Below are 25,832 nucleotides of genomic sequence, written 5' to 3' on the forward strand. Positions count from 1 at the left end.
TGCCAATGCGTGTATCCGCAGGTTTGTCCACAGTGTTTGTGGACATAAAAATTCGCCGCGCGAATCCGGCGGCGACGATGCGCCGACACGCTCGAAAGCGCTTGCAATCCACGAACGATTCTGCATCGCGCCGGCGATCGCGCGCATGCGCGCAAACGCGGAAAAGTCAAACAAAATCGTTGGCTAAAATTTGTCCATAGTTGCCCAGGCCCTTGCCACGCAAGGCGCTCAGCGCAAACCGCACATGCCTGTCCGCAGGCTTGTCCACAGGCATTGTGGACAGCGCTCAAGTCCGCGTTGCGCCACAGGCAAGCGCGCTTGCCGCCGCGTCGATCGCGTTGCGCGTTCGATGCGATGCCGATGCGACCGCATCCATAAGCGCTCATCGCGCACCCGCCGAATCGCGATGCGCTGTCAAGCGATTTGTGTGGTCAAAAAATGTCCAAACATATGCGACCCCTTGCAGCGCAAGGCCTGCAGCGCAGACTCCACACCGGTGTCCTCAAGCTTGTCCACAGAGTCTGTGGAAATCGCAATCGACGCGTTCACGCGCGCATCGGCCGCTCGCGAGTCGACACGCCGATCGCGCGATCGAAGTCAAGAAAATAGAGTGGTCAATTTTTCGCCAACCCTCTTGCAATGCTTATGCCGCAACGCTTCGCGCAGGTCGATCCGGAATCTGTCCGCAGGCTTGTCCACAGGCTGTGTGGACAACCGTGACCGAGTGGTCAAAAAACCGACAAACCGCCGCAAGCCGTTGCGGCGCCTGGGCTGCGGGCGCTTATCAACAGGCTTGCCCCAGTGGTTCTCCACACGATCTGTGGGGAACCGGCGACGGGCCAGCGACCGGAGCGCGGGGCAGACCGCGGCTTTCGTCGCGCCCGTGCCTGTGCGAGGCTTCCGGCTCGTTACGCTTCGCCGCCCGCATGACCGCTTCCTCCGACCCGCGCCCACTCGCCATCGCCCTGATGGGGCCGACCGCCTCGGGCAAGACCGCGCTCGCGCTGGACTGGGCGCAGCGCCTGGACGGGGAGATCGTCAGCGTCGATTCGGCCCTGGTCTACCGCGGCCTGGACATCGGCGCGGCCAAGCCCACCGAGGCGGAGCGGGCGCAAGTCCCGCATCACCTGATCGACCTGCGCGATCCCTGGCAGACCTATTCGGCCGCCGAGTTCGCGCTCGATGCGCGCCGGGCCATGGACGAGATCGCCGCGCGCGGGCGGATGCCGATCCTCGCCGGCGGCACCGGCCTGTACTTCCACGCCCTGCTGCACGGGCTGTCGGACATGCCCGAGGCCGATCCTTCCATGCGCGAGCGGATCACCGCCGAAGCCGCGGAGCAGGGCTGGGATGCGATGCACGCGCAGCTGGCGGCGATCGACCCGGAGGCCGCGGCGCGCATCCACGCCACCGACGCCCAGCGCATTCAGCGCGCGCTGGAGGTCTATCGGCTGTCCGGCCGCGGCATCAGCGATTGGCGCCGCGCCTCGGCGCAGGCGCCGCGGCTGCCGTACCGCGTGCTCAAGCTGGTGCTGGCGCCGGCCGATCGCGCGGTGCTGCATGGGCGGATCGAGCGCCGCTTCGAGCAGATGCTGGAGGCCGGCTTCCTCGACGAAGTCCGGCGACTGCGCGAACTGCCCGGCCTGCGGGCGCACCCGCAGCCGCTGCAACTGCCGGCGATCCGCGCGGTCGGCTACCGCCAGGCCTGGGAACATCTGGACGGCGCCTACGCCGCCGCCGAGTTCCGCGACCGCGGGGTTTTCGCCACCCGGCAGTTGGCCAAGCGCCAGTTGACCTGGCTGCGCGGCGAGCTTGACGCGCGCTGGTTCGATCCTTTGCGCGATGCGGCGGAACTCGCATGCGCGCTGAGGCTGTTCGCCGCCGGGCGGCTGCGCGAAGGGACACCCGCCGCATAGAATGGAGCGCGCAAACCCGGAACCGGGTCGCAATGTTTGCTTGCACTTGCGTTAACATCGGGCAGTCGCCCCTGTGGGGACAACAGCCGGCGATACGGAAGCACCCGCCTTCGGGCCTCCCGGGGCACACTGGGAACCCGCCGGAGCGGGGCGCGCCGTCCTAATAACTAGAACATGCTGGGGAACTAGAAGATGTCTAAGGGGCAATCCCTGCAGGATCCTTTCCTGAATGCGCTGCGTCGCGAACGTGTACCGGTCTCGGTGTACCTGGTCAACGGCATCAAGTTGCAGGGCACCATCGAATCTTTCGACCAATTCGTGGTGCTGTTGCGCAACACCGTAAGCCAGATGGTCTACAAGCACGCCATTTCCACCGTGGTCCCCGCGCGCAACGTCCGCGTCGGCCCGGGCGGCGGCTATGTGCAGTCCGCCGACGGCAGCGACAACGGCGAAGAGGCCGAATAAACGCGGGAGCGGGCGGTGGAGAATTGAGAAACCGGCGCGGCGCCTCCATATGAGTTCGTTCTGCCTGTTCCTCACTTCTCCGAGCACCCTCCCGACTGATGTTCGAGCGTTCTAAAAAGGGCGAGCACGCCTTGTTGATCCAGCCTCATGCCGGCGGCGCGCCGGATGAGGACCTGCTGGAAGAGTTCGCCGATCTGGCGCGATCGGCCGGCGCCTCCGTGGCCGCCGTGCTGACCGCGCGCATCGACCGGCCCAACGCGGCCACCCTGATCGGCAGCGGCAAGCTCGACGAGGTCAAGGCCGCGGCCGACGCCAGCGGCGCCGACCTGATCCTGGTCAACCACTCGCTGTCGCCCGGCCAGGAGCGCAACCTCGAGCGCCTGCTGGAGCGCCGCGTGGTCGATCGCACCGGCCTGATCCTGGACATCTTCTCCCAGCGCGCGCAAAGCGCCGAGGGCAAGCTGCAGGTCGAACTGGCCCAGCTCAAGCACATGTCCACCCGCCTGATCCGCGGCTGGACCCACCTGGAACGCCAGCGCGGCGGCTCCATCGGCTTGCGCGGTCCCGGCGAAACCCAGCTGGAAACCGACCGCCGGCTGCTGCAAAAGCGCCTGGAGCAATTGCAAAAACGCTTGGACAAGGTCGAAGTGCAGCGCACCCAGATGCGCCGCGCGCGCATGCGCAGCGAACTGCCGCGCGTGGCCCTGGTGGGTTACACCAACGCCGGCAAATCGACCCTGTTCAACGCCATGACCGGCGCCGATGCCTACGCCGCCGACCAGTTGTTCGCGACCCTGGACCCCACCGTGCGCCGGATCGATCTGTCCGGCGGCGCCGCGGTATTGGCCGACACGGTGGGGTTCGTGCGGGACCTGCCTCATGATCTGGTCGCCGCGTTCCGCTCGACCCTGTCGGAGGCGCGCGAGGCCGACCTGCTGCTGCACGTGATCGACGCCGCCGACCCGCTGCGCGACGAGCGCATCGCCCAGGTCGATGAAGTCCTCAACGAAATCGGCGCCGGCGATCTGCCGCAGGTGCTGGTGTTCAACAAGATCGACCGCCTCGACGGCGTGGCTCCGCGCATCGACCGCCCGGGCGAGGAAAAGAACCGGGTCTGGGTCTCCGCCCGCGACGGCCAGGGCCTCGACCTGCTGCGCAGCGCGCTGGGCGAAGCCCTGCAACTGCGCCACGTGCAGGGCAGCGTGCGCATCGTGCCGCAGGCGGCGAAGCTGCGCGCGCGCCTGCACGAGCTCGGCGCGGTGCGCGCCGAGCAGGCCGACGAGCTCGGCTGGCTGGTCGAGGTGGATCTCGCCGTGGCCGACGCCCAGCGCCTGTTCGTGCAGGCGCACGGCGAGGTTTTGCGGCCCTTGCTTGAGGCCGCCCAGGCCCCCACCTAGAATCGACAGGTTCGCGCGCCATGAATGCGCGCGGATCGCCGCGGCGCCCTTGCGCCGGAGGCCGGCCGCGATCAGTGTCGCGGCCGGCGCAGCAGGCGGGACAGGATGTCCCGTCTGGCGTCCACTTCTTTAGGAGCAGGCATGGCCTGGAACACCCCCGGCAGTGACAATTCCGGCGACAACCGACCGTCGCGGCAACGCAAACCCCCAGGCCGCGGCCTGGACGCGCTGATCGAGCCCCTGCGCGGGCTGTTCGGCAACGGGGGCGGCGGCATCCTGCGCTGGGTCGCGCTGCTGATCGGCCTGTGGCTGCTGTTCAACTGCTTCGTCCTGGTGACCGAGCAGGAACGCGGCGTGGTCCTGCGCTTCGGCAACTTCTCGCGCGTGCTCCAGCCCGGCCCGCACTTCAAGGCGCCGTGGCCGATCGAGAGCGTCACCAAGGTCAACGCCACCCAGAGCAAGGCCTACAGCGAGACCATGCCGGTGCTGACCCGCGACGGCAACATGGTCAATGTCGAGATCAACGTCCAGTACCGGATCGAGTCGCCGTACAAGTACCTGTTCGGTTCGCGCGCGCCCGACGACGTGCTCAAGCAGGCCGCGCAGAGCGCGGTGCGCGAGCAGATCGGCCGTTCCGACCTGGACACCGTGCTCGGCGCGCGCAGCCTGCTGACCACCCAGGTGCGCCAGCGCCTGCAGGGTTCGCTGAAGGACTACGAGACCGGCCTGACCGTGACCGAGCTCAACCTGCCCAACGCGCGCCCGCCGGACGACGTCAAGGACGCTTTCGACGAAGCCCAGCGCGCCAACGCCGACAAGACCACCTCGATCAACCAGGCCCAGGCCTACGCCAAGCAGATCGTGCCCGAAGCGCGCGGCGACGCGCAGCGCATCCGCACCACCGCCGAGGGCTACAAGACCTCGGTCGTGGCGCGCGCGCAAGGCGACGCGACCCGCTTCTCGCTGCTGGTCGATCAGTACAAGAACGCGCCGGACGTCACCCGCAAGCGCTTGTGGCTGGACACCGTGCAGGACGTGCTGAGCCAGAACCGCAAGATCGTCGGCGGCGATTCGCGCCAGATGATCTACGTGCCGATGTCCGATCGCGGCGGCGTGCCGGTCACGCCGGGTCCGGTCAGCGTGCCGCTGGCCCAGCCCGAGCTGCTGAGCCCGGTCACCGCGACCGACTCGCTCTCCACCGTTCCCAACGTCGGCCGTCCGCCGCGTCCGAAGACCCGCGATGAGGTGATGCGATGAGAGTTCCTGCCCTGATTGCAGCGGGCGTGGCCCTGCTGCTGGCCTTGCTGGGATCGGTGTTCGTGGTCAAGGCGGGCCAGAGCGCGATCGTGTTCCGCCTGGGCACCATCGTCAGCGGCGAAGAGCTGGGTCCCGGCCTGCACTTCAAGTGGCCGCTGATCGAATCCGCGCGCGTGTTCGACCGCCGCCTGAAGATCCTCAACTCCGAGCCCGAGCGTTACCTGACCGCGGACAAGCTCGACGTCAGCGTGGATTTCTTCGCGCTGGGCCAGATCGACGACATGCGCAAGTTCTTCCAGGCCACCGGCGGCGACGAAGACGTCGCGGTCGAGCGCGTCGCGCCGATCATCCGCGATTCGCTGCGCAACGAGATCAACTCGCTCAAGCTGCTCGAAGTGGTCAAGGGCGATCGCGAAGCGGTGATCGGCAAGCAACTGGAAACCATCAACAAGGGCGCGGCGACGCTCGGCATCAAGATCAAGGACATCCGCATCAAGCGCATCGACCTGCCGCAGGACAGCAACGTGCTGGCGTCGGTCTACAACCAGATGCGCTCGCAGCGTCTGCAGGTCGCCAGCCAGCTGCGCGCCGAGGGCGTGGAGCAGGCGCAGGCGATCCGCGCCACCGCCGACCGCGACAAGACCGTGATCCTGGCCGAAGCCGAGCGCGACGCCCAGCGTCAACGCGGCGAAGGCGATGCCGAGGCCACCCGCCTGTACGGCGAGGCCGCGTCCAAGGACCCGGCGTTCTTCGCCTTCCAGCGCAGCCTGGAGTCGTATCGCAAGTCCTTCGCCGATGGCCAGAGCGTGATCGTGCTCGACCGCGACGATCCGTTCCTGCAATACCTCAAGTCCGATCGCTGATCGGACGTGATCGGCGAATTGATCCGGGCGCTGTGCTTGGTCGCAGTGCTCGAAGGCCTGTTCCTGTTCGTAGCGCCGGGCGGCTGGAAACGCGCGGCCGAACAGTTGCAGGCGCTGCCCGATAAACAGCTGCGCATCGTCGGCGGGATCGTGGTGGCGGTGGCGGTGATCGCGTTGTGGGTGTTGCGCGCGGTCTGAGCGAAAGCCTGCGGGCGCGTCGCGCGTTCGGCGGGCCGGCTCATGTGCGCGGTTCGGTCGGGCGATTCGGCGCGCCGATTCAGCCGGACGATCCGCTCGCCGTTTCGGCCCATTCATTCCGGCCATCCATTCAGTCGTGGGACTCAGCCGTGTGGTTCGACCGGCCGATTCAGCGCGCGCGCGGCCGCAACCTGCCGCCCCGTGTCCATGCCGGCGCGCACTCGCATGAACCTCCCGCATTCGACAGCGACGATAATCGCGGCGTGACCGTGGTCACTCCACTGCGACGATCGCCCGCGACAATGCGAAAGCGTCCCTTTGCGTCCACAATCGTTCCCGCGTTCGCGCGGTTTCCGGCGCGAACGCGCGCCTGAAACCGACGGTGATACAGCGAGCGCGGCGCCTGCGTGCCGGCCCTGGAATGCATCGCGCACTGTCCGGTTTTCGTCGCGATCGCAGGGCTCCGGATTGGCGCGCCGCCGCGCTTGAACGACGGCGGCGCCGGATGCGGTCGCGACGCAACCTGGCTGTACCATCGACCTTTGGAGTAGTCCCATGAAGGAATCATCGTCATTGCGCCGCAGCGCGCTGGCTCTCGCGTTGTTGTCGTTGAGCGGTTCGGCCTTGGCCGCCAGTTGCGCGTCCGCGCATCCGGACGAGAAGACGCACAAGCTGTATCTGCTGTTTCCGTCCGCGCCGCTGAGCTATCCCTCGTTCGGCTTTTCCGCCGCCTCGGCGACCGATCCGGCGGCGCGGTTCTCCGCCGCCGACCTGGCGGGTTTCAGCGGCTCCACCGGCGCGCTGCGCGCGGCGATCACCGACGCGGTCGCGCAGGATTACTGCGGACTCAACGTGCAGGTGCTGGACACCGCAAGCCTGCCGCCGGCGATCCACGCGCATCGCAATGTCGTCGCGGTGACCACCGCGTCCGACGTCTCCGAGGGTCTGTTCGGCTATGCGCAGAACGTCGATGTCGGCGATCGCGAAGCGATCGATTATTCCTACGTCTGGGCCAAGACGTATCAGGACTGGGCCGGCGGCGCGCTGAGCGGCGCCAACTCGACGCTGCAGCGCTGGGCCAACGCGATCGCCGGCACCGCAGCGCACGAATCCGGACATAACTACGGACTGGGGCACGGCGCGGCGATCGACAAGGCCGATGCGCGCCAGAATCTGATGGCGGCCGGCAGCGGCGTGGACGCGGAAACCCGCGCCGGCGGCGACCGCTATTTCGGCGACAGGGAGTATTCGTGGCTGGCCGCCAATCTCGGCCTGTCGATGCAGACCATGTGGAACTGGGAACTGGTCAATCCCAACGCCACCGCGGCGCACAGTATCGAATTGCGCGTGCTGCATCCCTCGCGCACCGCGCCTTCGCTCGACGGCGCCTACGCCGGTTGCGCCAGCCCCTGGCTCGCGCCGGTGATGACCGGCCCGGTCGGCCCGGCCGAAAGCGCGCAGGGCGGCAGCTACTACCCGTATCTGATCACCTGGAGCGCGCCGAATCCGACCTGGGGCACGGGCGAGTGCGCCGGTGCGACGGGCGCGCCGGGGCAGGCGGCGGGCGGTGCGCGGTTCTATGTCGGCGCTTCGTTCATGGCGAGCAAGTTCGATTTGTCCACGCCCGAATCGTTGCTGTTGCAAAGCGTGGTGCTGCGCGACGGCGCGGGCAAGACGATGGGTTTGAATCCGCGCGTGCACGCCTTCGACTCGGGCAGCTTCGATGAGGCCGGCAACTGGAATATCGGCGTGTCCAACCCGGGAGCGGTGCCGCTGCGCGTGCAGAACCTGCGCATGCGCGAACTGCCGCGGCCGCTGGCGCAGGAGCAGTTGACCGTGCGCGGCCGCCTGCTGGATCTGCACGGGCGCGATGTCCTGGTCTGGCCGGGTGGCGATCACGACTTCGGCGGCGTGGTCACACCGCCTTCGGAAGTCTGGACGGTGCCGGCGGGCAAGGTCGGGGAGGAGCGGCACGACTACGACGTGGTCGATGCGTCCGATTGCGGAGACAGCTTCCTGTCCATCGCCGACGCGATGCGATGCGGCAGCGGCGCGGTGGTCGGTCTGTTCCCGTCCACGGCGGTCTATTTCACCGCCGACAGCACCGACCCGCAGGCGACTTACTGGGACCCGGGCAAGCGCCAGTACCTGCGCGGCGCGCTGACCACGCGCACCTACTACCAGCTCAGCGGCCATCGCCTGGATCGCAACCGCAACGGCATCGACGACTACATCGAGGCGCGCCAGGTCCGGTGACCTCGGCTATGTGAGGCCGCGCCGCGTGGATCGCGGCGCGGCGGCGGCCCGGCGCAAGGCCGGGTTCGCGTTTTATCGCGCTTGCGCGTCGGGCGTCGGCGCGCTCGCGTCGCCGTCGCGCGCCGCCGGAATCGCATCCGGCGGCGGCTCACGCACTCTCTCCGCAGCCGACGCCGATCAAGCCGGCAGCGAGACCCGCATCACCGCCGCGCAGTCGCGGTCGCGAAACCTTCCCAGCCTGTCCCGGGCGCGACCCGGTTTCGCCCTGTCGCGCGGGCCATCGCGGGCCTAGAACGGAACGCGGAAAAACGCGAATACGTGGAGGGACCGCTGGCCACGCGCACCTATTACCCGCTCAGCGGACGGCGCCTGGATCAGAACAAGAACGGCATCGACGACTGCATCGACGCACGCCAGGCGCCCGCGCCGGGCAAGTCAGGAGGTAAGCGTTTGAGATCGCCGGGCGCGTCGGACCGCGCGGCGATGGCGGGCCCGGCGCAAGGCCGGGCCCGCGTTTTACCCGGGGCCAAGAGAGGCCGGATGGCCGCCATGGCCCGCGTCCGCGGCCCCCGAGCATGAACGGATCGGCACAAACACCGCCGATCGTGCGGCTGCGGACCGTTTCGGACCGTTTTTGGGGTGGCCTTGGCCACCCGAAGTCCGGATAATGCACAAAAGCCGGACGGGGCCATCCCCGCCGGCTTTTTTCCGTTCATGGCCCTGTGGCGCGGCATCGGCTGCGACTGGCCCGTGGCGGACCTCGCGGCCAAGGCCGCTTTCACAGCAAGCGCAGGAGTTTGGACTCATGGGTCAGTCAGTCGTCGTTCTCGGTGCCCAGTGGGGCGATGAAGGCAAGGGCAAAATCGTCGATCTGCTGACCGAGCAGATCGGTGCGGTCGTGCGGTTCCAGGGCGGCCACAACGCCGGCCACACCCTGGTGATCGGCGGCAAGAAGACCGTGCTGCATCTGATCCCCTCCGGCATCCTGCGCGAAGGCGCGCTGTGCCTGATCGGCAACGGCGTGGTGCTGAGCCCGGCGGCGCTGCGCAAGGAAATCGGCGAGCTGGAAGCGACCGGCGTGGAAGTGCGTTCGCGTCTGAAGATCAGCCCGGCCACGCCGCTGATCATGCCGTACCACATCGCCCTGGATCAGGCCCGCGAAAAGGCCGCCGGCGGCAAGGCCATCGGCACCACCGGCCGCGGCATCGGCCCGGCCTATGAAGACAAGGTGGCGCGCCGCGGCATCCGCGTCGCCGACCTGCATTACCCGGCCCAGCTCGCCGAGCTGCTGCGCAGCGCGCTGGACTACCACAACTTCGTCCTGACCAAGTACCTGGGCGTGGAAGGCGTGGACTACCAGCAGACCCTGGGCGAAGCGCTGGCCTTCGGCGAATACGTCGAGCCGATGAAGTCCGACGTCGCCGGCATCCTTCACGACCTGCGCAAGCAGGGCAAGCGCGTGTTGTTCGAAGGCGCGCAGGGTTCGCTGCTCGACATCGACCACGGCACCTATCCGTACGTCACCTCGTCCAACACCACCGTCGGCGGCGCGCTCGCCGGCACCGGCGTGGGCGCGGACTCGATCGACTACGTGCTCGGCATCGCCAAGGCCTACGCCACCCGCGTCGGCGGCGGCCCGTTCCCGACCGAACTCGACGACGAAATCGGCCAGGGCATCCGCGATCGCGGCCAGGAATACGGCGCCACCACCGGCCGTCCGCGCCGCTGCGGCTGGATCGACATCGTCGCGCTGAAGCGCGCGGTGGCGATCAACGGCATCACCGGCCTGTGCATCACCAAGCTCGACGTGCTCGACGGCATGAAGACCTTGAAGATCTGCATCGCCTACGAATACCGCGGCAAGCGCACCGAATACGCGCCGCTGGACGCGGCCGGCTGGGACGAGTGCACGCCGGTCTACCTGGAATTCCCGGGCTGGGATGAAAACACCCACGGCATCACCGAGTGGGACAAGCTGCCGCCGGCCGCGCGCGCCTACCTGCGCGCGCTGGAAGAACTCGCCGGCTGCCAGGTGGCGATCGTCTCCACCGGCCCGGACCGCGACCACACCATGGTGTTGCGCGATCCCTGGGCGTAAGCGGCTGCGTTGTCGTTTTATCGAAAAGCCCCGCGAGCGGGGTTTTTCTTTTGCGCGGCCGCGGCCGGCGTTGCGGCGGGTGGCGGCGTGGCCGGGCAGGCGGGCGGGCGGCCCAATGTTCGCGCCGTTGCTGCGGTTACGGTGTTCGTCGATCAAGGTTGGATTGGTTCCTGATGCTCCCCGATGAAGGGTCCGTGGCGAACCCTGCGTAGCGCGATGCGACTGTATCGTTGGGCCCTTCGCATCTTCCTTCCCGCCGCCATGAACTCCGAATCGCCGCACACCGCCATCGACCGCAAACGCGTGCTGATCGTCTACGCCCATCCGGAACCGGCCTCGTTGAACGGCGCGCTCAAGGACGCGATGCGCGAGCATCTGCTCGCGCGCGGGCACGAGGTCGAGGTCAGCGATCTGTATGCGCAGAACTGGAAAGCCAGCGTCGACGGCGACGATTTTCCTTTGCGCGACGCCGCCGCGAAGCTGATCGTTCCCGCCGATTCGCGCCGCGCCTTCGACAGCGACTCGCTGACCGACGACGTGCGCGGCGAGCAGGACAAGCTGCGCTGGGCCGATGCGGTGATCCTGCAGTTTCCGCTGTGGTGGTTCTCGATGCCGGCGATCCTCAAGGGCTGGGTCGATCGCGTCTACGCCTACGGTTTCGCCTACGGCGTGGGCGAACATTCCGACCGGCGCTGGGGCGATCGCTACGGCGAAGGCCGGATGGCCGGCAAGCGCGCGATGCTGTCGGTCACCGCCGGCGGTTGGGAAGAACACTACGGCCCGCGCGGAATCAACGGCCCGATCGACGACATGCTGTTCCCGATCAATCACGGCGTGCTGCATTACCCGGGCTTCGAGGTGATGCCGTCGTTCGTGGTCTACCGGACCGATCGCATGGGCGAGGACCAGTTCGCGGGAATCCGCGAACGGCTGATCCAGCGCCTGGATGGTTTGTGGAGCGATGCGCCGATCGCTTTCCGCCAGCAGAACGCGGGCGATTACGAGGTGCCGTCGATGACGCTCAGGCCCGGGCTGGAACCCGCGGGAACGCAAGGCTTCGCCCTGCACGTGGCCGCCGGTACCGGACTGACCGGTCGCGATTGATACACGCCGCGATGGCCGCTCGCGCCGGCGCCGGGCGTTGTCCTGAGCGGGAAGGCACAAGGAGCGGGCCGTGGTCGCGTATTCATCGTGGTGGGGCAAGCGCGGCTTGCCGCTGGCGTTGTCGCTGGCCGTTTGCACGTTGGCCGCCGCTCCGGCGCGCGGCGCCCAGTGCGGCATGAGCCTGTCGTTTCAGCAAGCCGACGGCAACGCGCACGGCGGCAGCACCGCGGTGTGGGCCGATCCGCAATCGGCGTCGCTGCTGTTCGTGGAAGCGCTCAACGTCAACACCGACGGTACGCGCCGCTCGTATCGCGTGGACGACTTCTGGGGCGAGCGGGTCGCGCTCAACAATCTGTGCAATGCGATGAGCGATGCTTGCGCGGGTTTATCGAACACGCAGTTGCGCGCGCGCCGCATCGCGACCGAGCAGGCCAGCGCCGCCGGCTGGCCCGCGGCGCAATTGCAGGCGACGCGGATTTCCTCTTCGATCATTCCCTTCCGCAACGGCAAGCCGTGTCCGGCGGTCGATGGCTTCCTGGTCTCGGCCACCGCGCTGCATGCGCCGGGCATGACCGATGCCTGCGACATCGGCAACTACGTCGATGCCTTGCTGACGCCGGCGCTGGTGATTCCCAAGGCGCCGTCCGCGTTCGCCGCGCGCGCCAAGATCGGCGATCTGGCGGTGACGATGGTGCCCGGCACGAACCGCGTGGTGTTCGCGGTGGTCGGCGATTCCGGGCCGTCGCGGCAATTGGGCGAGGCGTCGATCGCGTTGAACGGCAAGCTGCTGGGCCGCGAAGGCTTGTCGCAGAACTATCTGGAAGTGCGCGGCAAGCCGCCGTTCGTGGGCCGCGGCTGGACGTTGCCGCGCGCGGCGGTATTGATCTTCCCCGGCACCCGCGACACACAACGGCCGTTCATGACGCCCGAACGCATCGACGCGGCGGCGCGTGTTCGCTTCGAGCAATGGGGCGGGGTGGAGCGGTTGGCGAAGTGCGTGGGCGATTATTCGTCTTGAGTTTGGGGTGTAGGTGTCGGCTTGGGTCGCGCCATTGTGTGGCGTAGAAACATCGGTTCTGGCGTGCTCTCTCCATAGCCGCTGATAGAACCATCTGAGTGCCCGAGGTTCTTGAAGCCCCTCTCCCGCTTGCTGGGTGAGGGCGCGACTCGCAGAAATCCGGCAAGTGCATTCGCGCCTGCGGCGCTCACCCCCTCACCCCGGCCCTCTCCCGCAAGCGGGAGAGGGAGAGGGCACGGTTCTCGGACCGCTACGGCCCTCGCCTCAGACCACGACGGCCCCTCTGTCCCCGGACTCCTACACAATCCTCACGCTTCCTCATCTAAAAAGTGTGCTGTTCGGCACATTTATAGCCGGGCTCAGATGATTCCGGCGGCGTCTGGTCGCCTGCAGGTCGAGGGGCGACCGCCGCGAGCGCGGCGCCGGCCCGGGTCCGCCGACGACGGCGGACGGTACTGCGGTGGCTGCGCGCCTGCCTCACAGGGGGAGTAGGCGACTCATGGTTACAGACAACGCGTGGCGCTCTGCGCGCCGAGGGTATGGGGCCGCGCTGGCCGCATTGATCGCGGCGGCGGTGTTGCCGGCGCAGGCGCAGGTCCAGCGCACCTTCGTCAATCTCGGTTTCGAACAGCCCGACCTGGGCACCGGCGCCTGCGTCGCGTTCCTGGTCGGGCCGCAACAGGTCAGCGGCTGGAACACCACCCATCCCTCCGGCGTCGCCGGCGGTTGCGGGGTGACGCCCAACCCGGCCAGCGGGCCGGTCGTGGAACTGTGGGGCAACAGCTTCAACGCCACGCCCGCGCGCGCCGGCAAGCAGCATGCCGAGCTCAATGCCAGCCAGGCCTCGCGCATCTTCCAGAACATCTGCCTGACCAACAGCGAAGTGATCGGCTGGCGGCTGAGCCATCGCGGCCGCAACTCGGCGACGACGCCGGACGTGATGAGCTTCGGCGTCAACGCATCGGGCAGCACCGCCACCGCGGTGACCAGCGCGATCGCCCAGATCGGCACCACCAACGACGGCACCGACCGCGTCGATACCACTGGCACGCCGTCCTCGGCCAGCCAGGGCACGCTGAGCATCGGCGCCAGCAGCAACGGCTGGCGCGACTACAGCGGCACCTTCACCTTTAGCGGAACCTCGGGCGTGCAGCAGGTCGGATTCGCCGCGGTCAGCAGCAGCGGCGGTATTTCGCTGGGCAATTTCCTCGACGAAATCCAGATCACCCTGCGCCCTTACATCGAATTCGACGCGGCCAACTACAGCACCCGCGAAGGCCAGACGGCGACGTTGCCGCGGCTGCGCGTCATCGGCACCGTGCCGTCCGGCGGCATCGTGGTTCCGGTGCGCATCACCGGCGGCACCGCCGCCCTCGGCAGCGATTTCAGCGTGACCAGCGGCAGCGGCAACATCGTCAACGTCAGCATTCCGGCCGGCAGTTACGACAACACCAGTTTCGACTTGCCGATCAGCGTCATCGACGACGCAGTGATCGAGAACAACGAAACCGTGCAGTTCACCGCGCAGCCCAGCGCCAACGACTACACCCTGACCTCCACCACCAGTTGCGCGAGCGGCAGCGCCGGGCAGACGACGGCGACGCTCACCATCGTGGACAACGATGTCGATCTGCAGGCCGCCAAGCAGGTCGATAACGCCGCGCCGGCGCCCGGCGGCAACGTGCAGTTCACCGTCACCTATCGCAACAACACCGCGCGGCCGACGCTGGGCGACACCAGCGCGCACGACGCGGTGGTGAACCTGTCCGACGCGGTGCCGGCCGGACTTGCCTTCACCTCGTGGACTTGCACGCCGATCGGCGCGGCGACCTGTCCGGCCGCGAGCGGCAGCGGCGCGATCGCCGCCACCGCCACCTTGCCGGCCGGAAACGCCGTGGCCGGCGCGGGGCTCAGGTACACGATCAACGCGACCCTGGGCGCCGGCCAATGCGCGGCCATCGTCAACACCGCGACCATCGCCGCCGGCGCGCCGTTAGCCGAAGGCAGTTCGGCGCAAGCCGGCTTCGTCACCCCCGTGCCCGGCGGCGGCGCCGACAACAGCGCCGCGGCCACGGTCGATGCGGTGTGCGTGTCGTTGTCGCTGAGCAAGAACGACAGCAATACGAGCTATACCCCGGGCGGGCAGGCCGACTACGTCGTGCGCGCCTGCAACGCCAACGGCCCGGATGCGGCCAGCGGCGCGGTCATTCGCGACAACCTGCCCAACGGCGCGCGTCTGCGCGCGCCGTGGTCGTGCGCGCCCGCCAGCGGCGGCGGCACCTGTCCGGCCGGCGGCGGCGCGGTCAACGACAACGCGATCGCGGTCAGCGGCGTGGTGTTGCCGGTGGGCGCCTGTGTGGACATCACCGTGCCGGTGCGCTTCAGCCCGAACCCCGCCGACTACTGACCGGCCTGTCGATGCGCGCCGCGGCTTTCGCGGCGCGGCGGCGGCGCTTAAGCTCGTGCGCGACTGCCAGGGGACCCAACATGAAAGCCGGCGATTTCATCATTCTCCAAGACGACAACGGCGACTGGCGCACGGTGCGCATTGTCGAAACCGACACTTGGCCCGATGGCAGCGAAGTCTTCCATTGCACGAGTTATCGGCCGACCCGCGAACGTCCCCGCGCGGATGCGCTGCACAGGCTGGAGATCGCGGTGCATCACGCGCCGATCGATGCGGCCGATTTCAAGGCGCGCTGGAGCGTGCTGCACTCGCAACCGCTCACCGACGCGGACAGGGCCGGCTTCTTCGAATACCTCAAGCACACCGATTTCCCGCGCTATGTCGAAGCCACCGGCCAGGACCTGAGCGGGCTCATCGCCGAGGCCAACGCGCAATACCGCCAGGGCTGCGCGTTGAGCGAACAGGCCCAGCCGCAACGCGCGATCGAACACTACGAGCGCGCGTTCGATCTGTTCCCGCTGTTCTTCGAGGCGATCGACAACCGCGCTTTCAGCTTCATGGAACTGGGCGACTACGCCGCGGCCCTGAGCGGCTTCGAGCATTCCCTGCGGGTGAATCCGCAAGGCGACGCGGCGACGTTTTCGCGCGGCGAATGCCTGCTCAAGCTCGGCCGCCACGCCGAAGCCGAGGCGGTGTTCCGCGACGGCGCGCAGCGTCCCGGCGAGCATCAGGCGCTGTACCGGCAATTCGAAGAAACCGCGCGCAGTCAGCGTTGATGGGCGGCGCATGGTAAGCAGGTCCGGCACGGATCGGCCGAACGGATCGAGCGCGTAGCGACGCTCCGCCATCACCGGATTCCGCACGCCATTCCCTATCGGCGTCGACGCCGATATTCGCGACATCGCCCCACGCGAATTCGCCCGCCAGCGTGCCGCGCGGCACAAAACTGTGACGCAGTCCCGGCTGCAATGGCACCCAGTTCTTGCTAGGCTCCCCGGGCCACGGTACGTGGCCGTATGTCGCAAGGCGCTACGGCAGGGGTGTACGTGCGCTTCGCAAGACCTCCCGCCTTCAGGCGGGCCTCGGGGAAAGCCCGCAAGGTGCTCAGGAGGAGTCCAGGATGTCGGAAGCAGTGACGCATCAGGTATTCGCAGATCCGCGCGTGGCCGAACTGGCCGACGCCGTCGCCGCGGGCGATCGCGCCGATATCCGCCGCCTGGCCGCGGACGTGGAGCTGTCCGCGCGCGGCGACAGGCAGGTGACCCTGCTCGAATGGGCAGTGTTCAATCAAAGCCTGGACGGGCTGAGCGCGCTGCTGGAACTCGGCGCCGATCCGGCCTGGCCCGGCGTGGACGGCGGCACCGTCGTGCATCTGGCGGCGATGGCGAAAGATCCCGCGTTCCTGGAGGCGTTGCTCGCGCACGGCGCCGATCCGGACACGCGGCATTCGGTGACCGGCGCGACGCCGCTCAGCGCCGCGTTGATGGGCGAAAGGCCGGTGCAGTTCAAGCGCTTGTTGAGCGCGGGCGCCGATCCCAATCACGCCGACCGCATGGGCAATACCGCGCTGCACGTGGCCGGCAAGATCAACCAGCCCGATCACGCGCTGGCGCTGCTCAAGGCCGGCGCCGACGCCACCGCGCGTAACGCTCAGGGCGTGACGTTCCAGCGCTACGCGTTCATGACGCCGCCGAGCCTGCTCAACGCGCGCACCCGCGCCGATCGCGACGCGCTGCATGCGTGGTTGCGCGAGCACGGCATCACGCTGGAACGCGGCTGAGGCAGCGGCGACATCACGCCCGACATCAGGAACTACGGCACACCAAGGAATTCAGGGAGACCGCAGCATGAGCCAGTCAAGCCAACCGCCCGCGAGCGAGCAGCCGCAGTCCTTCGCCGATCAAGTGCGCGGCCAGCAGGCCAAGCCGATCGACAAGACCATCGCCCGGCTGATGGACGATCTCTACGATCAGGGCCCCGGCGCCGACGGTTTCAAACCGTTGAACGCCGAGCAACTGAGCGCGGCCGGCATCGATCCGTCCAGCCTGGAAAACAAGGACTCGGGTTTTCTCGCGCGCATCTACGGCGACGAACACGGCCACTACGTGCTGGCCTATTCGGGCACCGACGAAGGCAAGGACTGGGTGACCAATTTCCGCCAGGGCCTGGGCTTCGAGGATGCGCAGTACAACCAGGCCATCGCGCTCGCGCGCGAAGCCAGCGTGGCCTTCGGCGATGAGGTGGTGATCACCGGCCATTCGCTCGGCGGCGGCCTGGCCGGCGTGGCTTCGATCAGCAGCGGCATTCCGGCGGTGACCTTCAACGCCTCGGGCGTGCACGACAAGACCCTCGAACGCATCGGCATCGACGCCGACGCGGCCAAGCGCGAGGTCGCCGACAACGGCCAGATCCGTCGTTACGCGGTGAAGAACGAAATCCTCACCGATCTGCAGGAGCACAGCATCCCGTTGAAATGGGCGATGCCCGACGCGGTCGGACACAAGATCGAACTGCCCGATCCGGACCCGCAATCGTTCTGGGAGCGCATGGTGCCCGGCAACGGCATCAAGCACGGCGTGCAGATCCACTACATCGAAGCGGTGATCAAGGCGCAGGAAATGGCGATGCCCGGCCCGGAGCAGCACGACGCCGGCCGCGGCCGCGTCGCCGGCGAACCCGGCGTGGTGCTGGCGCCGCAGGCACAGCCTGGGCCCGCGGACCCGGCCCATCCCGGCCACGCGCTCTACGATCAGGCGCTGCGCGGCTTGCGCGGCCTGGAGCCGGGCGCGCTGGATTTCCGCGGCGAGCAAGGCTATCGCAACGCCGCCAGCCACAGCGCGGTGGACGCCCGCGCGCAGGGCATGGAGCGCATCGATCACGTCATCCCCGGCCGCGACGGCGGCGGTTTCTTCCTGGTCCAGGGCGGGCTGGACGATCCCGGCCATCGCCGCGTGTTCCTCGACCAGCAGCGCGCGGTGTCGCAACCGCCGGACAACGCCGCGCTGGCCCAGGCCGCGCCGGCCGAAGCGCCCGCGCACAGCGAGCAACGCCGCGCGATGAGCACCTGAGCCGCATCGCCGGCGGCGGCCCGCGCCGCCGCCGGCTGGTCCGAGTTCACGCTTTGCCGGTTCCGATCCGCGCGCGATGCGGGATGCGGGGCCGTTGCTTCGTCTGCATAAGGAAGTCCATCTCCCGACAGGACGTTCCCGCGTCATGACGCCGATTTCCTCGCCCGACCTGCCGCGCGCGCAGGCCGAGCTGCTCAAGCCCGATTCCAGCAACAGCAACCGCCGCCGCGTCGCCGACGCCCACCTCAAGCGCTATCCGCGCGATCCGGTGGTGTTGTACGCCTACATCGCCAGCCACATGCGCGACACGATCAAGTGGAGCATCGGCAACGACGACCGCACCCGGTATCCGTGGGCGCTGGGCCGCGCGCTGGCGACCGCGTTCGAAGTGCTGGCGCAGCCCGATGCGCAGGCCTCGCCGATCCGTCCGGCGCTGGCGCGCGCGACCAACGTCGCCGCCGCGCTGCTGGCGCTGGAAGACCGCCCCGACGCGGCCGCGCTGGAACAGGCCGGCCTGCGCCTGGACGCGTACAAGGCCCTGGACGCGCAGCCGTTCCAGGACTACGAACGCGAGCAATGGTTTCCCGACAGCCACTACCGTGCCGCGCGCGGGCGCTTGCGCGCGTGGCAGGCGGTGCTGGACAGCGAAACCTGCGCGCAGCCGCAATTCGGTTTCGTCGCGGATTACCTCGAATCGCGCGATCTGCGCTGGGCCTTCGATCCGCTGGTGCTGCGGCCGCAGTTCCAGGCCTGGGCGCGGCGCGAACTGCGCGAACGCCGCGGCCGACGCGCCGGCGGCGCGATCGAATTCGATTGCGTGGACTCCTATCGCAATCACGCCACCGTGCCGGAAAAGCAGATGCCGGCCTTGATCGTCGGCCGCCTGCTCGCGGCCTTGCTCGCCGGCATGCCCAACCCGGTTTCGAACGCGTGGCGGCTGAGCCTGTTCAAGCTGCCCGGCACGGCGATCTATCTGGATGCCTTGTTCGCTGCCGGCCTGGACCCCAACGCGACCATGCGCGACGGCCATCCCTTGCTGCATTACGCGGTGGAGAAGGGCGATACGGTCGCGGTGCAGGCCTACCTCGCCGCCGGCGCCGATCCCTTGCGCGAAGTCGGCAACGACAACGCCCTGGATTACGCCAATTCGGTCGCGGTGAAAAAACTGCTGGAAGACGCCACGCGCCCGCGCGCGGCGCCGGCCGACGTGGCGTTGTCGCAGTCGGGCGCCAAGCGCCTGAACCCGGCCGAAGCGGATTTCTGGGCCGGCCTGTACGGCGACAACGCCGGCGACTTCGACGCCACGCTCTGCGAACTGCAGCGCGCGCCGCCGGAGAGTTGGAACGACGCGCTCGGCGGCGCGCTGTCCCAGCGCGCGCCGTGGCATCACCTGCTGCTGGCGCGTAGTCTGGCGCTGACCGGCGTGCGTCAGCCGCCGTGCGGAACGCCGGGCCGCGAACCGATGTGGGTCTGCGGCGATCTGCACATCAACGGCCCCTTGGAACTGAGCCATCCGCTGGTGGTGACCGGCGATCTGACCGTCGATGGGCCGATCCTGGACTGCGACGAAAGCCTGCTGGTGGTGGCCGGCTCGCTCAAGGCGCGCGCCTTGATCACCGAAGGCGCGCTGCTGGTCGGCGGCGATTGCGAACTGGGCGAATTCCTGTGGGGCGATTACAACGATCAGCAGCTGATCGTGCGCGGCGCCTTGTCGGTGCCGTTGCTGGTGTTGAGCGACCACGTCGCCCGCATCGGCGACGAGGACCGGGTCGGCTATCGGCTCGACGATCCGGATCAGGCCGGATTGTCGGCCTGGTTCGTGCGCCAGGCCTTCGAGAACGAATGGTTGTCGCGCGATCGCATCGCGCGCTTGTTCAAGTCCGGCCAGCCGGTGCTGCGCGCGCGCAACGCGCCGACACCGGTGTTCGCCAGCGCGCTGTCGTGCTCGCGCCTGTGATCGCGCCTGCATGGGGGCGCGTGCGCGCGGCGCGTCATCAGCGCCGCGCACGTGCTGGGTTGCCGCTCACGCCTTCCAGGAACCCACCGGCTGCTTCACCGCGACGTTGAGCCGGTTCCAGACATTGATGTTGGCGATCGCCACCACCAGCGCCGACAGCGCGGCTTCGTCGTAATGGCGCGCGGCTTCGTCCCAGATATCGTCGGAGACCGACTCGGGGCGATCGCTGATCCGGGTCAGCGCTTCGGTGAGCGCCAGCGCCGCGCGCTCGGCGTCGTCGAAGTAGGGCGCTTCGCGCCAGGCCGCGACCGCGAACAGGCGCTCGTCGGTTTCGCCTGCCTTCTTGCCGGCCTTGGCGTGCATGTCCACGCACGCGCCGCAGCCGTTGATCTGGCTGGCGCGCAGTTCGATCAAAATCAGCGTGGCATCGGGCACGCCCTTGCGCTCGACCGACGCCTTCAGCGCCCACAGCGCCTTCATCGTTTCGGGCAGCACCACGGCGGGGTGGTTCATGCGGGCTTGGAGGGTCATGGGTGGATCTCCTGTCTGGGTGAGGGGTGTCGGATCGGGTATTCACAGGTCTGACGAAGCAGGCGGCGCGAACGTGACATCGGCTGAGTGAATATTTACGCCGCGTTCGCATCGGCCTTACACGGGTCTGACGAAGCAGGCGGCGCGAACGTGACATCGGCTGGGTGAATATTTCCGCCGCGCTCGCATCGGCCTTACACCGGGTCTGACGAAGCAGGTAGCGCGAACGTGACATGCCCCCCGCAAAGAAAACGGCCGTGCATCGAGCACGGCCGTTCTCGTTTGATGCGTACAGTCCGCCTTCGCTTTTGCTCGTCATTCCCGCGAACGCGGGAATCCAGAGACTTCAGCGTCATCTTTCCAGTCCGTCATTCCCGCGGACGCGGGAATCCAGGGCCTTTCGTGCGAGAACGTTTGAAGTCTCTGGATGTTCGGCTCCGCCGAAGTAAAGCGGAGCCCGCCTTCGCGGGAATGACGGACTGGGGGTGACGCTGAAGTTTCTGGATGTTCGGCTCCGTCGAAGTAAGCGGAGCCCGCATTCGCTTTTTGCTCGTCATTCCCGCGAACGCGGGAATCCAGGGCCTTTCGTGCGAGAACCTTTGAAGTCGCTGGATTCCCGCCTTCGCGGGAATGACGGACTGGGGGGTGAGCCGAGCGCCGCGTGCGCCGGTCGCATCGATACGCCCCCGTGTAGTCGCACGCCATCGCGCCTCGACATGGCGGTTTCCATAACGGCCGCTAAACCCAAACGGCCTTTCTTGTTTTATATCTCCAGAAGGCGCCCGGGTTTAAAGAACTCTTAAACCGCGCCCGCTAGCGTCGCGTGGTGCGAAGGCCGCGTCGCGTTCCTCGCGCTCCCCACTCCCCGACAGGATTATTCCATGCGCATCGTTCGCCTCGTATCGCCGTTGCTGTTGTTGCTTCCCTTCGCAGTGTCGGCCCAGGTACGCCAGGAGGGCGAGGAACGCGCCGACGTCGCACCTTCCAACTGGAGCCTCGGCGTCGCCGGCGCCATCCGCACCGAGCTGTATGCCGGCGAGGGCAATCACACCCGCGCCATTCCGTTCTTCGGCTACGAAGGCGAGCGCTTCTATTTCCGCGGCATCAGCGCCGGCTACCACCTGGTCAAGAGCGACAGCTTCGTTCTCGACGGCTTCGTGTCGGGCCGCCTGGACGCGATGGACGCGGACGATTTCGGCCGCCGCGAACTGGCCCGCCGCGGCATCAACCGCGATCTGCTCGAAGACCGCGACGACAGCGTCGATGCCGGCGTTTCGGCGAGCTGGCGCGGCACCGCCGGCGAAATCCAGGTCGAGCTGAAGGCCGACATCGCCGATGTCAGCGGCGGTTACGAGGCCGATGTCAGCTATCGCTATCCGATGCAGGCCGGCGGCTGGCTGTTCACGCCCAGCGTCGGCGTGAGCGCGCTGTCGAAGGATCTGGCCAATTACTACTACGGCACCCTGGACAAGGAAGTCGTGCGCGGCGTGGTCAGCTACCGCCCGGGCAGCGTGACCATTCCCCACATCGGCGTGACCGTGGCCAAGCCCTTCGCCGAGAAGTGGCGCTTCATCGCCAACGTGAGCTATCAGGTGCTGCCGGACGAGATCAGCGACAGCCCGCTGGTGGCGGAGAACACCGACGGCGTCGGCCAGGCATTCTTCGGTATTTCGCGCAGCTTCTGAGCGGTGTGCTTCGGGCATTGCCTGAGTTGAGCGAAGCAAGGCTGCGGTTCTCGCCCGCTGACGGGCGAGGGCCGGGGCGAATTCGTAACCGGTGTATGTCATCGAGCGACCGCCTTCGCCCGTCAGCGGGTGAAGGCGCCCGAAGAGCCTGCTCCGCGCGAGCGCGGGACGGTTGAAGAGGCTCTTCGCAATCCATTGCGATCGAATCAGGAGTCCGAACTCATGCATCAATCCGCGCTACCCGCACCACAGGCGCCCGGCGCCGGACTGTTTGAACGCGCGTTTACCCGCCTGATGATGCGGCCGGTGCAGATCACCTCGGTACAGGCGCCCGACCCGGATTTCCGCCTGATCGCGATGCAGGGCGAGGCGCTCAAACGCAGCGCCTGGTCGCCGGGCGACAAGGTCCAGCTCAAGCTCGACGGCGGATTGCGGACGCGTACATTCACCCCGATCGAACTCGATCCGGCCAGCGGCCGCATGCGCATCCTGGCCTACTGCCACGGCGGCGGTCCCGCCTCGGATTGGGCGCGCGGCGTGGCCGAGGGCGAAGTGCGGCAGGTCTTCGGCCCGCGCGGCTCGCTGAATCTGCAGAACCTGGCGTCGTGCACGGTGGTGTTCGGCGATGAGACCTCGTTCGCGCTGGCGGCGGCGTTGCAGCGCGACGAACCCGGCCTGCGGTGCGTGTTCGAAGTCGCCTCGCCGGCGCGATCGCAGCGGGTCCTGGACCTGCTGGGCATCGGCCGGGCGCGCCTGATCGAACGCCGCGCCGACGATACGCATCTGGATCAGACCCTCGATGCGATCCAGCGCAGCGCCGAGATCCGCACCAGCTTCGTTCTGACCGGCCGCGCCCCGGCCGTCCAGCGCATCGGCCGCGCGCTCAAGGCCCAGGGCCTGGGCGGCGGCGCCTTGCGGATCAAGCCGTACTGGGCGCCGGGACGCACCGGGCTGGATTGAACGCCTGCCTCACCGCAAGTATTCGCGATCGCGCGACCGCTGCCGCCGCGTGCTTCAGTACAACGGCGTGCCCGCCTCGTAGGCCTCGACGAAGGCCCGCCAATCCAGCTGAGTCTGCGCGGCGTAGTCGAACGCGAACGCGCGCAGTTCCGACTTCAGCCCGCTCTTGCTGGTCGCCGCTTCCGTGACCTGCTTGTCGATGCTGTAGCTGACCACCGACACGTCGTAGTCCTGATCGGCCAAGGCATGCGCGCTGGCCAATGCCTGGCCCAGATACGTCGCCGCGGTATCGAGCTTGCCGGCGCTGTCGAGCTTGCTGACGTCGAAGTCTTCCTGGAACGGCGACTTCTCATGCACGTAATACGGCTGGCCGGCGATGCTGGCATAGCCGATCAACACGTCGGCATCGAGGGTCTGCGCCTTGGCGGTGCGCGCCACGCGCTGGCCCTGATGATCGCCGTAAGCGGTGGCGGGCATGCGGCCGGGCGCGGCGATCGCGACCACGCTCGCGGCCTGCTGCTTGAACTCCAGGATCACATCGTCCGCGGTCGCAGAGGTCGGCCCTTCGATCAGCACGTAATAGCGCAGCTTGCCCAGGCTGCCGACGCCGGAGCCGAGCTTCTGGCGCACGTCCTTCACGGTGTAGTAGCTGCTGGCATAGCGCTTGGACGCGGCGATGGTGCCGACGTAGGCGGCCATCGAGCCGCTCACCGCGCTGTAGCCGGCGGCCGGCAGCGCGACCAGGTTGGACAGGTTCTGGAAGCGGCGCGCGCTGCCGCTGAGCGCGGTGTATTTCGACAACAGACTCGACCGGCTCTTGCCGTCGGCCTTGGCGATGGTGTCGTCCACCACGCCGGTGGTGTTGTCCTTGGTCAGGCGCAGGCTCGCTTCGCCGTCGCTGCCCTTGAACGCGGACATCTGATCCAGATACGCGCCGACCAGGGTGTCGATGGCCGCGCCGATGTCGCTGTCGCTCAGGCCGTTGTCGCGGCCGGCCAGGACCATGCTGGCGGCGAGCCGGCGCAGATCCCACACGTACTGGCCCAGATAACCTTCGTCGTAGTCGGCGGCTCGGAACACGGCCTTGCCGCTGGCGTCGCGCGCAGCGTCGAAGTTGCCCAGGTGGGTATCGCCGCCGAGCCAGGTGTAGCCGGTCTGCGCGCTGGTATAGGCCGAGGCCGGGCGGGTCAGCATGTCCTGATAGAACAGATGATCGGCGCCGCGATAGAAGTCGTAGGCGCTGCCAGCCATCGTCGCCAGCTTGGTGTCCAGCTCGTTGCTCGCGGTGGCGGCGTAGGGATGGTTGTAGTCGCGGATCTGCGCGACCACCCAGCTCTTGCGCGCGCTGGCGGCGCCGGCATCGGGAGCGTTGGCGCAGGCAGCGAGGGCCAGGGCGAGAGCGAGCAAGGGAGCGCTGCGAGGCGGCATGCGGGCGATTCCGGACGGAAGAGGGACGCGCACCGGCCCACGGAAGGTTCCAATGCGCCGCGACAGTCGACCACGCGCCCATGTCAGCGGCATGAATCCCGGCGTGGGCCGCGATGGCGCTACGACGCGAACTGCGGTTTGATGGAGCGCCGGAGCGGTTCCGGCGACGGCAAGGAGGCTGGACCGTGCGACGCCTGCGACATCTGCTGTACCTGCTGCTGATCCTCGCCGCGCTCGCCGCCCTGGCGCTGGCCCTGGTCGTGCAGCCCTTCGTCGCGCCGCGGCCCTCGCATCCGCCGGCCGCCGATCCGCAACGGCTGCGCGCCGACGTCAGGCATCTGTCGGTGGACCTGTATCCGCGCAGCTACGATCAGTTCGACAACATCGAACTCGCCGCGCGCTACATCCACGAACAATTGCGGCTTAGCGGCGCGCAGGTGAGCTATCAGGACGTGGTGGTGGAAGGCGTCACTTACCGCAACGTCATCGCGCGTTTCGGCCCGCAAACCGGGGCGCTGCGGGTGATCGGCGCGCATTACGATTCCTTCGCCGATGTCGGCCGCGACAGCGACGATGCGCGCGGCTATTCGCCCAAGACCCACACCCCCGGCGCGGACGACAACGCCAGCGGCGTCGCCGGGCTGCTGGAACTCGCGCGCCTGCTGGGCCGCGGCCCGCAGACGCGGCCGATCGAACTGGTGGCCTATACCCTGGAAGAGCCGCCGCATTTTCGCAGCGAACACATGGGCAGCGCCTGGCATGCGCGCGCGCTGCGCGAGGCCGGCCGCGAGGTCGATTTCATGCTGTCGCTGGAAATGATCGGCCGCTTCAGCGACCGTCCCGGCAGCCAGCGCTATCCCGTGCGCGGTATGCACCGCTTGTATTCCGACCGCGGCGATTTCGTCGTCGTCACCGGCCGCATGAGCGACTTCGGCGCGACCCGCCGGATCAAGGCGGCGATGGCCGTCGCCGGCGACCTGCCGGTGTATTCGATCAACGCGCCGCCGCTGCTGGTGCAGGGCGTGGATTTCTCCGATCACCTCAGCTACTGGCACGAAGGCTACCCGGCGCTGATGATCAGCGACACCGCGTTCCTGCGCAGCGACACCTACCATCAGGCCAGCGACACCTACGACAAGCTCGACTACGCGCGCATGGCGAAGGTGGTGCAGGCGGTGTATGCGGTGACTCAGCAGCCGTGAGCGGCGAGGCGGCGGGTTTTCC

Annotated in this window: 20 protein-coding genes; 18 read left to right on the forward strand and 2 right to left on the reverse strand. The window is 68.1% G+C overall.

Going from position 1 to position 25,832, the window contains the following annotated elements:
* Positions 1–926 precede the first annotated feature (926 nt).
* The 15 genes from miaA to J7J50_RS05505 all read left to right on the forward strand — a co-directional run bounded on the left by miaA (position 927) and on the right by J7J50_RS05505 (position 20,004).
* On the forward strand, positions 927–1,916 hold the full coding sequence (miaA, locus tag J7J50_RS05435; protein WP_215056457.1) for a tRNA (adenosine(37)-N6)-dimethylallyltransferase MiaA: 990 nt from the start codon (positions 927–929) through the stop codon (positions 1,914–1,916).
* Positions 1,917–2,108: 192 nt separating this feature from the next.
* Positions 2,109–2,381, forward strand: coding sequence for an RNA chaperone Hfq (gene hfq / locus J7J50_RS05440; protein WP_057942196.1), 273 nt, complete (start codon positions 2,109–2,111; stop codon positions 2,379–2,381).
* 98 nt (positions 2,382–2,479) lie between these two features.
* Positions 2,480–3,778, forward strand: coding sequence for a ribosome rescue GTPase HflX (gene hflX, locus J7J50_RS05445; RefSeq protein WP_215056458.1), 1,299 nt, complete (start codon positions 2,480–2,482; stop codon positions 3,776–3,778).
* Positions 3,779–3,919: 141 nt separating this feature from the next.
* Positions 3,920–5,035 (forward strand): FtsH protease activity modulator HflK, encoded by a 1,116-nt coding sequence (hflK, locus tag J7J50_RS05450; RefSeq protein ID WP_215056459.1) that lies wholly within the window; start codon positions 3,920–3,922, stop codon positions 5,033–5,035.
* On the forward strand, positions 5,032–5,898 hold the full coding sequence (locus J7J50_RS05455) for a protease modulator HflC (protein WP_215056460.1): 867 nt from the start codon (positions 5,032–5,034) through the stop codon (positions 5,896–5,898). The genes hflK and J7J50_RS05455 overlap by 4 nt, the downstream gene beginning before the upstream one ends.
* 9 nt (positions 5,899–5,907) lie before the next feature.
* A complete protein-coding gene (locus J7J50_RS05460) occupies positions 5,908–6,096 on the forward strand; it encodes a DUF2065 family protein (RefSeq protein WP_215056578.1) in 189 nt (62 codons plus the stop codon).
* A 555-nt stretch (positions 6,097–6,651) separates the two neighbouring features.
* On the forward strand, positions 6,652–8,352 hold the full coding sequence (locus J7J50_RS05465) for a hypothetical protein (protein ID WP_215056461.1): 1,701 nt from the start codon (positions 6,652–6,654) through the stop codon (positions 8,350–8,352).
* 805 nt (positions 8,353–9,157) lie between these two features.
* The gene (locus J7J50_RS05470; RefSeq protein ID WP_215056462.1) at positions 9,158–10,450 is read left to right on the forward strand and encodes an adenylosuccinate synthase; all 1,293 of its coding nucleotides are present in this window, start codon (positions 9,158–9,160) and stop codon (positions 10,448–10,450) included.
* Positions 10,451–10,711: 261 nt separating this feature from the next.
* A complete protein-coding gene (locus tag J7J50_RS05475) occupies positions 10,712–11,554 on the forward strand; it encodes an NAD(P)H-dependent oxidoreductase (RefSeq protein ID WP_215056463.1) in 843 nt (280 codons plus the stop codon).
* Positions 11,555–11,624: 70 nt separating this feature from the next.
* A complete protein-coding gene (locus tag J7J50_RS25260; protein ID WP_215056464.1) occupies positions 11,625–12,572 on the forward strand; it encodes a glycoside hydrolase family 75 protein in 948 nt (315 codons plus the stop codon).
* A gap of 499 nt (positions 12,573–13,071) precedes the next feature.
* Positions 13,072–14,979 carry a DUF11 domain-containing protein gene (locus J7J50_RS05485; RefSeq protein WP_215056465.1) on the forward strand — a complete coding sequence of 636 codons (1,908 nt, stop codon included), beginning with the start codon at positions 13,072–13,074 and terminating at the stop codon, positions 14,977–14,979.
* An 80-nt stretch (positions 14,980–15,059) separates the two neighbouring features.
* A complete protein-coding gene (locus J7J50_RS05490) occupies positions 15,060–15,755 on the forward strand; it encodes a tetratricopeptide repeat protein (RefSeq protein WP_215056466.1) in 696 nt (231 codons plus the stop codon).
* Positions 15,756–16,099: 344 nt separating this feature from the next.
* Positions 16,100–16,759: an ankyrin repeat domain-containing protein gene (locus tag J7J50_RS05495; protein ID WP_215056467.1), complete on the forward strand. Its 660-nt coding sequence runs from the start codon at positions 16,100–16,102 to the stop codon at positions 16,757–16,759.
* A 67-nt stretch (positions 16,760–16,826) separates the two neighbouring features.
* Positions 16,827–18,047, forward strand: a complete 1,221-nt coding sequence (locus J7J50_RS05500; protein ID WP_215056468.1) for an XVIPCD domain-containing protein — start codon at positions 16,827–16,829, stop codon at positions 18,045–18,047.
* 145 nt (positions 18,048–18,192) lie between these two features.
* On the forward strand, positions 18,193–20,004 hold the full coding sequence (locus J7J50_RS05505) for an ankyrin repeat domain-containing protein (RefSeq protein ID WP_215056469.1): 1,812 nt from the start codon (positions 18,193–18,195) through the stop codon (positions 20,002–20,004).
* Positions 20,005–20,070: 66 nt separating this feature from the next.
* On the opposite strand, the gene J7J50_RS05510 is transcribed toward J7J50_RS05505, so the two are convergent.
* The gene (locus J7J50_RS05510; protein WP_215056470.1) at positions 20,071–20,535 is read right to left on the reverse strand and encodes a carboxymuconolactone decarboxylase family protein; all 465 of its coding nucleotides are present in this window, start codon (positions 20,533–20,535) and stop codon (positions 20,071–20,073) included.
* An 881-nt stretch (positions 20,536–21,416) separates the two neighbouring features.
* Here J7J50_RS05510 and J7J50_RS05515 point away from each other — a divergent pair.
* Both J7J50_RS05515 and J7J50_RS05520 read left to right on the forward strand, forming a co-directional pair.
* Positions 21,417–22,220, forward strand: coding sequence for a MipA/OmpV family protein (locus tag J7J50_RS05515; RefSeq protein WP_215056471.1), 804 nt, complete (start codon positions 21,417–21,419; stop codon positions 22,218–22,220).
* Positions 22,221–22,442: 222 nt separating this feature from the next.
* The gene (locus J7J50_RS05520) at positions 22,443–23,180 is read left to right on the forward strand and encodes a siderophore-interacting protein (protein ID WP_215056472.1); all 738 of its coding nucleotides are present in this window, start codon (positions 22,443–22,445) and stop codon (positions 23,178–23,180) included.
* Positions 23,181–23,234: 54 nt separating this feature from the next.
* Here J7J50_RS05520 and J7J50_RS05525 read toward each other — a convergent pair whose 3' ends face one another.
* A complete protein-coding gene (locus J7J50_RS05525) occupies positions 23,235–24,608 on the reverse strand; it encodes a DUF2252 family protein (protein WP_215056473.1) in 1,374 nt (457 codons plus the stop codon).
* A 185-nt stretch (positions 24,609–24,793) separates the two neighbouring features.
* On the opposite strand from J7J50_RS05525, the gene J7J50_RS05530 reads away from it, so the two are divergent.
* Complete coding sequence (locus J7J50_RS05530) at positions 24,794–25,810, forward strand: M28 family peptidase (protein WP_215056474.1); 1,017 nt, start codon at positions 24,794–24,796, stop codon at positions 25,808–25,810.
* Positions 25,811–25,832: the final 22 nt, after the last annotated feature.

The sequence above is a fragment of the Lysobacter sp. ISL-50 genome, assembly GCF_018612875.1.
Lineage (GTDB): Bacteria > Pseudomonadota > Gammaproteobacteria > Xanthomonadales > Xanthomonadaceae > Lysobacter.

Bases quoted from the DNA above. Each gene is read 5' to 3' on its own strand.
- J7J50_RS05495 (WP_215056467.1), top strand. From the start codon at position 16,100: ATGTCGGAAGCAGTGACGCATCAGGTATTCGCAGATCCGCGCGTGGCC.
- J7J50_RS05515 (WP_215056471.1), top strand. From the start codon at position 21,417: ATGCGCATCGTTCGCCTCGTATCGCCGTTGCTGTTGTTGCTTCCCTTC.
- J7J50_RS05505 (WP_215056469.1), top strand. From the start codon at position 18,193: ATGACGCCGATTTCCTCGCCCGACCTGCCGCGCGCGCAGGCCGAGCTG.
- J7J50_RS05520 (WP_215056472.1), top strand. From the start codon at position 22,443: ATGCATCAATCCGCGCTACCCGCACCACAGGCGCCCGGCGCCGGACTG.
- hflX (WP_215056458.1), top strand. From the start codon at position 2,480: ATGTTCGAGCGTTCTAAAAAGGGCGAGCACGCCTTGTTGATCCAGCCT.
- J7J50_RS05470 (WP_215056462.1), top strand. From the start codon at position 9,158: ATGGGTCAGTCAGTCGTCGTTCTCGGTGCCCAGTGGGGCGATGAAGGC.
- hfq (WP_057942196.1), top strand. From the start codon at position 2,109: ATGTCTAAGGGGCAATCCCTGCAGGATCCTTTCCTGAATGCGCTGCGT.
- hflK (WP_215056459.1), top strand. From the start codon at position 3,920: ATGGCCTGGAACACCCCCGGCAGTGACAATTCCGGCGACAACCGACCG.
- J7J50_RS05485 (WP_215056465.1), top strand. From the start codon at position 13,072: ATGGTTACAGACAACGCGTGGCGCTCTGCGCGCCGAGGGTATGGGGCC.
- J7J50_RS05475 (WP_215056463.1), top strand. From the start codon at position 10,712: ATGAACTCCGAATCGCCGCACACCGCCATCGACCGCAAACGCGTGCTG.
- J7J50_RS05510 (WP_215056470.1), bottom strand. From the start codon at position 20,535: ATGACCCTCCAAGCCCGCATGAACCACCCCGCCGTGGTGCTGCCCGAA.
- J7J50_RS05465 (WP_215056461.1), top strand. From the start codon at position 6,652: ATGAAGGAATCATCGTCATTGCGCCGCAGCGCGCTGGCTCTCGCGTTG.
- J7J50_RS05525 (WP_215056473.1), bottom strand. From the start codon at position 24,608: ATGCCGCCTCGCAGCGCTCCCTTGCTCGCTCTCGCCCTGGCCCTCGCT.
- miaA (WP_215056457.1), top strand. From the start codon at position 927: ATGACCGCTTCCTCCGACCCGCGCCCACTCGCCATCGCCCTGATGGGG.
- J7J50_RS05500 (WP_215056468.1), top strand. From the start codon at position 16,827: ATGAGCCAGTCAAGCCAACCGCCCGCGAGCGAGCAGCCGCAGTCCTTC.
- J7J50_RS05455 (WP_215056460.1), top strand. From the start codon at position 5,032: ATGAGAGTTCCTGCCCTGATTGCAGCGGGCGTGGCCCTGCTGCTGGCC.
- J7J50_RS05490 (WP_215056466.1), top strand. From the start codon at position 15,060: ATGAAAGCCGGCGATTTCATCATTCTCCAAGACGACAACGGCGACTGG.